Origin of the sequence: Flavobacterium cupreum (assembly GCF_003996965.1) — a bacterium.
Lineage (GTDB): Bacteria > Bacteroidota > Bacteroidia > Flavobacteriales > Flavobacteriaceae > Flavobacterium > Flavobacterium cupreum.
Map to the genome: position 1 here is coordinate 391,922 of NZ_QWDM01000001.1, position 12,229 is coordinate 404,150.

Sequence of the window (12,229 nt, forward strand, 5' to 3'; positions counted from 1 at the left end):
CTTTTATTTCGTTATTCTGAACCAGTCCACGGCTACATTACCGGAATCATTCGTCACCTTTTGGCTTAAGGCAAAAAGCCCTAATTTGGCGCCAATCCATTTTCCTTCTTTCGACACAAAGTCAGTACCAATGGGCAGATATTTTAGATCATCTGAGCTATATGAAAAACTGCAGATTCCTCCTTTTTTAACTTGAACCCTTAGGTATATCGTATTGTTTTCCACCAAAACAGCTTTAGTTTCTGTTTCTGAAACTGTTTTGTCAAAAGTTCCTGTTTTCTGATTTAAGTATAATTTACCGTTATTATTTTTCAGGCACAAATAACTGTAATCCAAACCCATTACTAAAAGTCCGGTAGTTTCTCCGTCTAGTCTGGCATTAAAAGTCAGTTTGGTGGTAGCCGTAAATTCTTCGGCGGGAAATTTTTGCAGCAACAGATTGGGAGCCTCAAAAATTTTCTTTTCATCCTTACTACTGTTTATACAAAACAAGTTTAAATAACCTGAACTGGTTGGAAAACCCCAATAAATCTTGGAATTGGCCTGCCATTGCCACTGCAGTCCTAATTTAGGCAAATTAAATTCGTCTGATGTGGCCGGGTTTTCGATTGGGTATTTTTTACCAACATTTGGTTTTTTGAAAGTGGTGACCGGTTCCCCGATCCTGTTTTTATCCAAATCCTGTCCCATTACAGGCCAGTCGTTTTCCCATTTCATGGGCTGCAGGTGCACAATTCTGCCGTAAGCGCCTTTATCCTGAAAATGAATGAACCAGTCCTCGCCTGTTTGGGTTTGTACCCAGGCGCCCTGATGAGGGCCGTTTATACTGGTTTTTCCCTGTTCTAAAACCTTTTTCTTCTCATAAGGTCCCCAGACATTTTTTGACCTTAAAACGGTTTGCCAGCCGGTTGAAACGCCTCCTGCCGGAGCAAAAACATAATAGTAATTATTTCGTTTGTAAAACTTGGGACCTTCAATGGTGCCTTCGCTTTCGTGTCCGTCAATTATCATGACCTCGTCATTGTTCGCCACAGTTCCTTCTGCATTCATGGTACAAATTACCAACAAACTTTTAATCTGGGCGCGGCTTCCCGCAAAGGCATGAACCAGATATACTTTTCCGTCATCATCCCATAAAGGACTTGGATCAATAAGTCCAAGACCTGCTTTCACCAAAAGCGGTTCCGACCAGGGGCCTTCGGCTTTTTTAGATTTTATCATATAAATTCCAAAATCAGGATCAGGATAATAAATATAAAATTCCTTGTTGTGAAAGGTAATGCCCGGTGCCCAAACGCCATTCCCATGCTGCACTTTATCATAGGTTTCGAATGGAGGCTGTTTTGCCAGTGCGTAGCTGATAATTTTCCAGTTGACCAAATCTTTGGAATGCAGAATAGGTAATCCCGGTATGCAGTTAAAAGAAGAAGCCGTCATATAAAAATCATCCCCTACCCGAACCGCATCCGGATCTGAATAATCGGCATGAATAATCGGGTTGGTGTATGTTCCGTCCCCGTTATCCGGAATCCACGCTTGTGCGAAATTCGTTTGTATCGAAAATACGGATAACAGAAAAAAAAGGGCTTTAAAATTTTTCATTCTTTTTATTAACTTTCTATAGACGGGACAGGTTTTAAAAACCCGTCAGGTTTGTGCAACCAAAAAAGGTTGGATTTTTTATTATCTGTTCAATTCCAGTGCTGCCAGAATAAAAGGGCCTGTTGCTTTGGGATCGTTGTCTTTTTTTCTTTCGTTTACGTAATATTCATAGGATCCGTCACGATATGGATTTCCGCCTAAACCCGCTACCTGACAGGCCTGCGTTAAGGTAATTCCGCCGTCCTCATCTACTTTTTTGATCAGCTGTGTGGTTAGGCCGTCGAAGGCTTTGTTGGCCAGTTTTTTATATTTTGCAGGAAGATATCCTTTGTTGGCTCCTTTTGCAAAAGCATAAGCAAACATTGACGATCCTGACGCTTCCAGATAATTTCCTTCTCTTGCGCCCTGATCGGTTACCTGATACCATAAACCGGATTTGTCCTGATATTTGGCTAAACTGGCTGAAACGTTATTTAAATATTTAACCAGTTCTTTTTGTTTTGGATGGTCTTTTGGAAAATAATCCAGCACATCGACCAAAGCCATGGCATACCATCCTAAAGCTCTGGACCAGAAATTAGGAGAGTTTCCGGTTTCCTTGTTTGCCCATGGCATTTCTTTGCTTTCGTCCCAACCGTGGTATAATAATCCTGTCTTTGGATCGGTCGCATGCAATTTGATCAGCTCAAACTGTTTTGCGATATCATCCAGGCTTTTCCCGTTCTCAAAGGTTACGGTATATTGTGCATAAAACGGCTCTCCCATATACAAACCGTCCAGCCACATTTGGTTCGGATAAATTTGCTTGTGCCAGAATCCCCCACTTTTTGTACGTGGCTGTTCGGCAAGCTGCTTGCGGATGGATTGTAAGGCTGTAAGGTATTTTTGTTCTTTCGAAGTAGCATAAATATCAAAAAGAAGACGTCCCGGCACGACTAAATCAATATTGTACTTGTCCAGTTCATAGGTTTTGATACCGCCGTCATTCTGCACCAGCGTGTCTACATAACCCCTTATGTAGGATTTGTATCTCGGATCCGGATTTTTTTTATATAATTCTTCGATGGAATGCAGAACCAAGGCGTGAACATAATCCCATTTGGCTGTTTTTGAATCGTCGATCATATAAGCCTGGGGGTGACGTTTCATCAGGGTCAAAGCCATTTTATCGGACCATTTTAAATCTTTAGAAATAACGATATCCTTATTTGCCTGTACCTGAGAGGTTACTTTACAGCTTGTCAAAACCATAAGTCCAAGTATTACAACCGATACAAATCCTTTTTTTCTGTTATTTTTCATTTTCAAAATATATTTAAATTCTATTATTTTTTTAATTCCAGTGCGGCCAGAATAAACGGCCCCAATCCATGGGAATTGTCTGTTTTTATTTTCTCTCTTATGTAATATTCGTACGAACCGTCGCGATACGGATTGCCTCCTAATCCGGCACTGGCGCATACCTGTGTGATGTGAATTTCGCCATCGGCATCAACAGTAATTAATTTTTTTATTATGCCGTCGAAACCTTTATTGGCCAGTTTTTTATAACGGGCAGGCAAATAGCCTTTGTTTGCTCCTTTCGCAAAAGCGTACACAAACATTTCAGATCCGGATGCTTCGAGATAGTTGCCTTCTTTTTTTCCTGCATCGGTCACCTGGTACCAAAGTCCGGTCTCGTCCTGATAATTTGCGACCGCTTTGGCAATTTCATTTAAGTACTGAATCAATTCTTTACGCTTTGAATGGTCTTTGGGCATATAGTCCAAAACATCCACCAAAGCCATCATGTACCAGCCGATAGAACGGGACCAGAAATTGGGTGAAGTTCCCGTTTGCTTACTTGCCCAGTCCATTTGTTTACTTTCATCCCAGGCATGGAAAAGAAGTCCTGTTTTGGGATCCAGTGTATGCAGCTGAATTTGCTCGAACTGTTTTGCAATGTCATCAAAATCCTTTCCTCCTTCAAACGCTGCCGTATAGCGCGCATAAAAAGGAGTTCCCATATAAAGACCGTCGAGCCACATTTGGTTGGGATAGATTTTTTTATGCCAAAAACCACCCGAATTTGTTCTCGGATGCGTTTCCAGCTGTTTCCGGAGCGTTTTCAGGGCTGTGAGATACCGATCGTCTTTTGTTCTGGCGTACAGATCAAAAAGCATTTTCCCGGCATTGATATTGTCGATATTATAATCTTCCAGTTTGTAGTTCAGAATTCCCCCTGAGCTGTTGATAACCGTTTCAGCGTAGTCTTTGATATAATTGGCATACAACGGATTATGGGTCGCTTCGTAAAGTTTCTCAAAAGAAGTCATCACCAATCCCAGCTTATAGTCCCATTTGGTTTTCTCGTTATTATCGATTTGCCAGGCTTTCGGATCCCTTTTTCGTATAGAAAGTGCCATTCTTTCGGACCATTTTAAATCTTTGGAAATGACAACTGCCGGACTTGAAGTTTGCTGGGCTGTTAATCTGCTGCATGAAAACAGTAAAAACCCTGTTATCAGGACAGCAATACAATAATTTTTCTTTCTATAATGCATCATTCCGGAGAGGTATTACGGTTATTTATTCAACTCAATTGCGCTTAACAAAAATGCTCCAATACCTATTGCACCATTTTCTTTTGTCTTTGCAGTCAGGTAATAATCATTGGTGCCATCGCGAAACGGTTTCCCTCCCAGCCCGACATTGGAAGAAACATTCAGAATAGTTATTTCTCCTTTTTTATCCACTTTTACAAATTCTTTTACAAAACTCTCAAAAGATTTTTGGGCTGTTTTTTTATAGGATGATGGCAAATATCCTTTGTCTGCCCCTTTTGCAAAGGCATAAATAATCATTCCTGAAGCGGAGGGTTCAACATAATTCCCAAATAACTGAGGTTTATCTGCCACCTGATACCACAAGCCTTCGGGACTCTTGTATTCGTTTACATTTTTGGCAACCTGATTCAGGTATCCGACCAATACTTTGTATTTTGGATGTGACTTCGGAAAATAATCCAAAGTTTCTACTAAAGCCATCATGTACCAGCCAATTCCGCGTCCCCAGATCGTTGGCGAGGTTCCGGTTTGTTTATTGGCCCAGGCAATTGCTTTGCTTTCATCCCAGGCCTGATATTGTAAACCGGTATTTTTATCTGTAATATTATTTTGTGCCAGTTCAAATTGTCTGGCAATATCGTTTAAGCTTCTTCCTTTCTCATACTTTACGGTAAATTGCGCGTAGAAAGGCTCGCCCATATACAAACCGTCAATCCACATTTGGTCCGGATAAATCTGTTTGTGCCAAAATCCTCCGCTTGGTGTTCTTGGCTGGGTTTCGAGCTGATTTCTCAATTGACCCGTAATCTTCAGATAGCGTTGATCTTTTGTAAGATCGTATAAATTAAACAAGAGTCTTCCCGGGCTTAAGTAATCGATATTGTATTCTTTGATATCGTATTTTTTAAGGTTCCCGGTGCTGTCGATCATTTCATCAACGTAGTCTTTTATGTACTTGAGGTATTTTTTGTTGTTTGTTTTCTGATATAATTTTTCAAAACCGGACAATACAAAACCCATTTTATAATCCCACTTGGGTTTGTCATTACCATCCAGCTGCCAGGCATTCGGGTATTGATTTAAAATCGAAAGTGCTGTTCTTTCCGACCATTTTAATTGATAGGAAATCCCCCCTTTTTCTGAATCATCCTGCTGCTGCGCCGTTGTTTTACCACTAAAAATCAGCAGTAAAACAACTAGGCATTTTATAAAATTGATTTTTATACAGACCGATTTAAACATACGCTTACATTTTACCTTTTTTGTTTAGTATTTCTAATTTTTCGTTCAGGTATTTTACAAATTCTTCCTGTGTTTTAATGCCGTTTACTTCCTGTTCCCAGGCGCCCAAAAGGTAAAATGAAGTCGATTTGGTTGTGGGTTTGAATACTAGCAAATAATCTAAATCTGTATCTTGAATAGTTTCAATCGTACTTACCTGGTAGAAAATCGCCATTCCAAGTTTATCCGGAACTAATGATTGCTGGCCGTACGTGGCCAGATACGCCCATTTTTTATTTTTGCTTTCTTTTTTAAGCAATTCGGTATTTTTCTGTTTTACGATTCCGGTACAAATTCCCTGAATGGCTTTGGATGCTTTTATGGTATGCTGTGTATAAAGCTGATCCGGTTTAATGGTCAGTTCTGAGGTGAAATTGATTTTATCAGCCGCTGTTTTCCATCCGTAATAATCAATTTTTACCACCGATTCGTTGGTTTTATTGCTCACATAAGCGATTGTTGAATCGACTTCACGGAAGTGTAATTTCTCCTTGTTCAGGTAACGATCGATGGATCCGATTCCGATTCCTTTTCCGGCTTTCAGGATATCTGCTCCCCAATCGCTCATTTCGTGGTACGAATCGAAATTATCCTGTCCTACTTTGGGTAAGATATTCTCCGAAGTTTTCTTTCCGAAAATGTCAATTGCATTTCTCCAGTCTAAATACAAACGGTAACCAATTCTGTTATTTTCCCATCCCGGGCCTTCATAACGAATATCAAAGGAGTGATCGGTATGTTCCGGAGATAGTTTTAGTTTATCTGTATTTTTAAAAACTGTACCGCCAATATATTTGCGGCCTTCCCACTTTCCGTCCGTTTTTGCTGAAATTTCAGCATAGGTTTTAGCTGTTTTTATATCGTATTTTTGGGCATTTGCGGCAGTAAAACCTAATAAAAATAATGTTGCTATTTTAATTTTTGCTTTCATTATAGGGTAAATTATTTAAAAATTGTATTTAAAAACTGTGTTGTACAAACCACTGTTTCACCAAACCAGGGTTGAAAAAACCAAAAGGAATGTGGTGAATTCTCCAGTGTTTTAACCTCATTATAAATCTTATTCTGATTTAAAATGGCAATCATATCGTTTCTTCCGGCATGAAATCTTTCGAAACTGCTGTTTATAAAAAGCACCGGTGCCGTATTTTTGTTTGTATGGCTTAAAGCCGAGGCCTTTTTCCAGTTTTCCGGATTTTCTTCATACGTGCCATTCAGCCAGAAAGCGGCCATTTCCCCTTCTTTTGATTCGGGATGCTTAAAAGCCAGAACACCGTCTATGTCGATAATTGCATTTACTGCTGAAGAGGATTTGCTTGTGTTCGCTGCATCCTCAAAAGCCGGATTTCCATTTGTTGTACCGATCAAAGCTGCCATTTGTCCGCCCGAAGAGCATCCCAAAACCGCAATTTTGCCCGGATCTACACGGAATCTTTTTGCATTATCTTTTATAAACCGGATCGCATTTTTTACATCATAAATCCCTTCCGGATATTTTGCTTCTGTTGATAATCTGTATTCGATGGAAAAACAAGAATATCCTTTTGAAGCTATTCCCTGTGCCAGCTCGTGCATTTGGTTTTTATTTCCGGATCTCCAGCCTCCTCCATGAATCAGGATTACAGCGGGATTTAATTTTTTGTTTATATTTAAAAAGGCATCAAAATGTAAGTGCCTGCTTTTGTTGCGGTCATAAACCACCTCATTCAGCTGATTGACATTTAGATTTTTTTCTGCCCTGGCAATTGTGATAAAGGGATACGAACTTATTAATTTGGTATAGGTACTTTTTACGGTGTAGGAAGTATCTGCAAGGTGTTGACTTCGAGCATCGATGGCTGTTAAAAACAAGACTACAAGTACTACTATTTTTTTCATCTTCAATTTCTTATTTTAGTTAAGAAAGGAGCCTGACCATGTTCAGACTCCTTTTTAACTGCTTCAAAAAAACTAATAATTCAAAATTACAAATTACTAATATCCGGGATTTTGTGGAAAATCTTTATTTTGATTTAAGTCCAGTGCCGTTTGAGGGATTGGTCTTAAAATTTTCAACTGTCCGCCTACGCCAACAAAGTTTGCGGCCTTAATTTTATAATTATACGCTGAAGCTCTGGCCACTAATGTTCCGGTACGTTTTAAATCGAACCAGCGTTTGTATTCTCCCACCAGTTCTCTTCCTCTTTCATCTAAAATATAATCGATGTTGAATTGTCCGATTGTTGCATTGGCTACTCCGGCTCTTCTTCTCACCTCGTTTAAACGGTCTAAACCTGTTGTTGGTACCCCTGCTTTTAAATAGGCTTCTGCAGCAATTAAATATGTTTCGCCCAATCTGGCCAAAATAATATCTCTTGTACTCACAGGACCTGTACTGGATGGTGTTGTTGGATCCGGGTCATCGAATTTCTTTACCGGGATGGTATAACAGTCACGGTTATCGATCAAAGTATGTGCTGCATCGTATTCTCCCCATGGATGATATACAAAAGTGGCTGCTTTTCTGGATGCGTTAGCTGTTTCCCATGCTAATCTGTCTGCAGGTGTAAACCATTTCGGCTCGTAAAAATGTCTCACTTTTAAGGCAGCTGGATTTGCACTTCTGTAATACGGGAAATAAAGAATTGTTTTCGTTTGTCCGTTGTTGGTCTCAGGACCTTCCAGAATTTCAGTCATAAAAGTAGCATCCCATCTTTTATCACCCTTTTCATATAAACTCAAAGCATAAGCTGTCGGGCATAAGTTGTAGCTTCTTAATGGTGCACCCGTTTCTGCTCCCCCCAAATAAGGGCCAAAATAGTAAAACTGGTTATTTCCTAATTTTGTCGGATCTGTACTTGTTGACGCTTTGTCGTATTGAACAGAAAAGATCGTTTCTGCATTTAAATCGTTTCCGGGTTTAAATAACTGATCGAAAGCAAGACCTAAGGTTTGTCCGGCAATAGCTGCGTCAGCATAAGCTGCTGCTTTTGAGAAATCATCAGGCTTGCCAAATGTTTCGTATCCTCTGGTTAAATAAACTTTAGCCAGTAAATCATTTACGGCTCTTTTGTTTACTTTTCCGGAAGTGCTGTAGGCAGAAGTCCCGACACTAGCTAAGGCAGCGTCTAAATCTCCGATAATTTTTGTGTACACTTCTTCTGCGGTATTTCTTTTAAAAGATAAAACAGGACTCGTGATATGCTCGTCTACGATGGCAACGCCTCCATAGGTCTGTACCAGTAAAAAATAGGCCTGTGCTCTTAAAAATCTGGCTTCTCCTACTAAAGTATTTAAGTTGGGAGTCTGTTCGGTTATACCCGAATAGTAAATTGTTTTATTTACCGATTGGATTAACTGATAACAAGGACGGTACAAATCAGCTACGTTATCTGCTGTCGGGATTAAAAGCGTGTATTGGCTTAAACCTGCCGGTTCCGGTGTTCTTCCTTCAGCATACATGTCTGTTCCTGATTCAAACAACCACGGATTTCCTCCGTAGATACTTTTTAACCAGGCGTAATTTGAGTTGACCAATAACTGAAATCCTGATGCGGTTTTATAGGTTTGGTCTGCCGGTACGTTCGAAAGGCTTTCTTCTTCAATATAATCGCTGCAAGAGCTTAAAGCAGCTAGCATAATTCCTACTAATATAATTATTTTTTTCATTTGATGTCTTAATTAAAATTTAACACTTATTCCCAACTGCGTAGTCACTGATGCCGGACGGTTTACTCCGAAAGTAGATGCAGCCCATTCCGGATCATATCCATCAAAATCTGTGAATACAAATGGATCTAAAACATTTACATAAATTCTCAGGTTGCTCATTTTAAGTCTTTTTAATAACTCTGTATTGAATGTGTATCCCAAAGATATATTTTTAATTTTCACATAAGAAACATCTCTGTAATACCCGAATAAAGAAGTCCAGTACGCTCCTGCACCAGTGGCAACCGGTCCCGGTCTTGGGTTTGTATTATTCGCATTCGACTCAATACCTGCTCCGTTTGTTGGAATAAAGTAATCCATTGCTAATTTCTGGCGTCCTCTGTCGCTGACATCGGCAAAATTTTGGTGAAAAGTACTCAAAACGGTTTGTCCCTGACTTGCCAATACCGAAAAGTTGAAATCAAAATTCCCTACTGTTAATTTAGAGTATAAACTTCCCTGCCAGTCCGGATTTACGTTTCCGATTATAGTTCTGTCATCACTATTAAATTTACCATCATTATTCAGGTCCTTTGGTTTTGCCTGACCAGGCAGCATGTTATAAGTTGCCGCTTCTGCCTTCTGGCTTTCCTGCCATACCCCATCATATACATAATTGTAATTAGGGTTTAACTCTGATCCTAAAAATAATTTATTTCCAACATCACTAACCTTATCCTGGTTGTAGATGGATTCCAGTTTATTTACGTTTTTAGTAAAAGTAAAAGTAGTTTCCCAGCTTACGAAGTCACTCTTAATAATTTTAGTTGTTAATAAAGCTTCGATACCTTTATTGCTTACAGAACCCACGTTGGCAAAAGTATTTTTATATCCTGCTTCAAGAGGTAATTCCTGCTTGTAAATTAACTTATCTGATAATCTGTCATACACATCAACACTACCCGAAATTCTGTTTTTTAAGAACCCAAAATCAAGTCCGAAGTTAAGTTCTCTCGTTTTTTCCCAGGTTAATTCCTGATTCGCCAGGTTTTCTGTCTGCCAGCCTGAAACTACATTCGCTCCGTTGGCATAAAAAGTCTGCTGGTTCAATAAAGCCTGAGAAGTGTAAGGCGCTACGTTATCATTTCCTGTATATCCTAAACTCGCACGTAGTTTTAAGTCTGAAATGACAGTACTGTTTTCTAAGAACGACTCTTTGTTGATTTTCCATCCTAAGGCTACAGAAGGGAAACTCTGCCATTTATTGCCTTCCGACAAAACAGATGATCCGTCCCATCTGGAAGAAGCCGTTAATAAATATTTATCTCTGAATGTATAATTTAAACGAACGGCATACGAACTCAATGTATTTTTTTGATAGCCGGAATTTATGTTGTAACTCGTCTGAACTCCGGATCCCATATTATTTGATCCTGTATTAAAAGGTTGATTGTTAGAATACAAATAAGAAGTTTCATCTGTGTTAGAATATAAACTTTGTAATAATAATACGCTAAAATCATGTACTTCAGCAAAAGTCTTTTTCAAATCAATCTGGTTATCCCAGGTGTAATTGAAATTGTTGAAGTTTTTAATCGATGCTGAGTTTTTTCCGTTTAAGGTAACCCCTGCATTCGTTTGTGCACCATATCCGGTGCTTGTCACTGTATTTTCTATTCCTGCAGCAAATGTGGTTTTAAAAGAAAGCCATTTTAAGGGCTGGTACTGAAAGAATACGTTACCTACGGATTGCCATGTTTTTTCGGTTTGGGAAGAATTGGCAATCTCCATTAACGGGTTTACGGCACTCGTTTTATTAATTGCCCACGAACCATCAGGATACGTTAGTTTTCCAGGAAGAAAAAACAAATTTCCTACTTGTTCATTTCCGGCAGCATCGACAGCCCATGGAGACATTAGCGGACTAAGTCTGAAAGCGTCCTGCATCGCTAAATCACTTCCCAGTTGTGTTGAAACTCTGGCAATAGTGATGTTGGCACCTGTTGTGAATTTGTCGTTTATCTTGTGATTTAATCCTAATTTAAAAGAATATTTATCGGTTGAATCGTTGTCAATAAGTCCTTCATCACTTTGTATTCCAAAACCTAAATTATAACTTAAACCTGAATCAGAACGTCCTGAAACATTCAGATAGTTATTTTGGGTCATACCCGTTTTAAGAACCGCATCTGCCCAGTCAAAATTGTAACCGCTGTTGGCTCTTGATACTAATAGCGGACTTTGATTTCCTGATAATGTTGCCAGCTGTGCCGGAGTCTGAGTTGCAGGTGTTGCACTCATGTAAGCAACCTGGTGAAATTTCCACCACTCTTCCCCATTCATCATTTTCGGAAGTCTTGCCGCTTCTCTTGTACCATAAGATGAGTCAAAAGTTACATTGATTCCGGATTTTACGTTTGCACCGCTTTTTGTAGTTACAATGATAACACCACTAGCCCCTCTTGAACCGTAAATCGCGGCAGAAGAGGCATCTTTTAAAACATCCATTCTTGAGATATCCTGTGGATTAAGGAAATCGATGTTATCAACCGGAACACCGTCTACAACATATAAAGGAGAAGATCCTACCAAAGAGTTATTTCCTCTGATTACCACTTTAAACCCATCACCGGCGCGTCCTGAAGAAGATGTAATGCTAACCCCCGGTGTGCTTCCCTGAATGGCTTCCAGGGCACTGGTTGTATTTCTTTCGCTAATCGTTGCCGCACTAATGGTGCTTACTGAACCTGTTAAGTCTGTCTTTTTTACGGTTCCGTATCCCACAACAACCACTTCATTTAAGGAATTCGACTGCTCTGCAAGGCTCACGTTTACCTTAGATTTCCCGGCTACACTTACTTCCTGTGTCTGAAAACCCAAATAGGTAATAACCAATATGGCTTTGTTATTGCTAACATTCAATTTAAAACTTCCTTCAAAATCTGTTGAAGTTCCGTTTTTAGTTCCTTTTTCCTGAATATTTACTCCCGGAAGTGATAATCCTGTCGCATCTGTAATTTTACCCTCAATCACTGTAGACTGAGCGCTTACGGTGTTACTTAACAGGAAATTCAGGAAAAATAAAAATACCACATTGTATTTTATTTTTTTCTTTGATAGTTCTTTAATGTTCATAGTTTGTTTAATAGTTTGGTTAATTGATAGTTTTT

Annotated in this window: 8 protein-coding genes; all 8 read right to left on the reverse strand. The window is 39.4% G+C overall.

Translation table 11 applies throughout. The annotated features are described in order from the left end of the window. Nucleotides 1-3: 3 nt before the first annotated feature. Complete coding sequence (locus D0817_RS01615) at nucleotides 4-1,602, reverse strand: glycoside hydrolase family 43 protein (RefSeq protein WP_127336637.1); 1,599 nt, start codon at nucleotides 1,600-1,602, stop codon at nucleotides 4-6. An 81-nt stretch (nucleotides 1,603-1,683) separates the two neighbouring features. Next, entirely contained in the window at nucleotides 1,684-2,904 is a 1,221-nt protein-coding gene (locus D0817_RS01620; RefSeq protein WP_127336638.1) for a glycoside hydrolase family 88/105 protein, read from the reverse strand. A gap of 23 nt (nucleotides 2,905-2,927) precedes the next feature. Then, a complete protein-coding gene (locus D0817_RS01625; protein ID WP_127336639.1) occupies nucleotides 2,928-4,148 on the reverse strand; it encodes a glycoside hydrolase family 88/105 protein in 1,221 nt (406 codons plus the stop codon). Between the two features lie 18 nt (nucleotides 4,149-4,166). After that, on the reverse strand, nucleotides 4,167-5,390 hold the full coding sequence (locus tag D0817_RS01630; protein ID WP_127336640.1) for a glycoside hydrolase family 88/105 protein: 1,224 nt from the start codon (nucleotides 5,388-5,390) through the stop codon (nucleotides 4,167-4,169). A 4-nt stretch (nucleotides 5,391-5,394) separates the two neighbouring features. Then, nucleotides 5,395-6,360: a DUF4861 family protein gene (locus tag D0817_RS01635; protein ID WP_127336641.1), complete on the reverse strand. Its 966-nt coding sequence runs from the start codon at nucleotides 6,358-6,360 to the stop codon at nucleotides 5,395-5,397. Nucleotides 6,361-6,371: 11 nt separating this feature from the next. Then, on the reverse strand, nucleotides 6,372-7,307 hold the full coding sequence (locus D0817_RS01640) for an alpha/beta hydrolase (RefSeq protein WP_127336642.1): 936 nt from the start codon (nucleotides 7,305-7,307) through the stop codon (nucleotides 6,372-6,374). 96 nt (nucleotides 7,308-7,403) lie between these two features. Then, on the reverse strand, nucleotides 7,404-9,077 hold the full coding sequence (locus D0817_RS01645; protein ID WP_127336643.1) for a RagB/SusD family nutrient uptake outer membrane protein: 1,674 nt from the start codon (nucleotides 9,075-9,077) through the stop codon (nucleotides 7,404-7,406). A 12-nt stretch (nucleotides 9,078-9,089) separates the two neighbouring features. Continuing rightward, nucleotides 9,090-12,194, reverse strand: a complete 3,105-nt coding sequence (locus tag D0817_RS01650) for a SusC/RagA family TonB-linked outer membrane protein (protein WP_127336644.1) — start codon at nucleotides 12,192-12,194, stop codon at nucleotides 9,090-9,092. Nucleotides 12,195-12,229 lie beyond the last annotated feature (35 nt).

Bases quoted from the DNA above. Each gene is read 5' to 3' on its own strand.
- D0817_RS01615 (WP_127336637.1), bottom strand. From the start codon at position 1,602: ATGAAAAATTTTAAAGCCCTTTTTTTTCTGTTATCCGTATTTTCGATA.
- D0817_RS01620 (WP_127336638.1), bottom strand. From the start codon at position 2,904: ATGAAAAATAACAGAAAAAAAGGATTTGTATCGGTTGTAATACTTGGA.
- D0817_RS01625 (WP_127336639.1), bottom strand. From the start codon at position 4,148: ATGATGCATTATAGAAAGAAAAATTATTGTATTGCTGTCCTGATAACA.
- D0817_RS01630 (WP_127336640.1), bottom strand. From the start codon at position 5,390: ATGTTTAAATCGGTCTGTATAAAAATCAATTTTATAAAATGCCTAGTT.
- D0817_RS01635 (WP_127336641.1), bottom strand. From the start codon at position 6,360: ATGAAAGCAAAAATTAAAATAGCAACATTATTTTTATTAGGTTTTACT.
- D0817_RS01640 (WP_127336642.1), bottom strand. From the start codon at position 7,307: ATGAAAAAAATAGTAGTACTTGTAGTCTTGTTTTTAACAGCCATCGAT.
- D0817_RS01645 (WP_127336643.1), bottom strand. From the start codon at position 9,077: ATGAAAAAAATAATTATATTAGTAGGAATTATGCTAGCTGCTTTAAGC.
- D0817_RS01650 (WP_127336644.1), bottom strand. From the start codon at position 12,194: ATGAACATTAAAGAACTATCAAAGAAAAAAATAAAATACAATGTGGTA.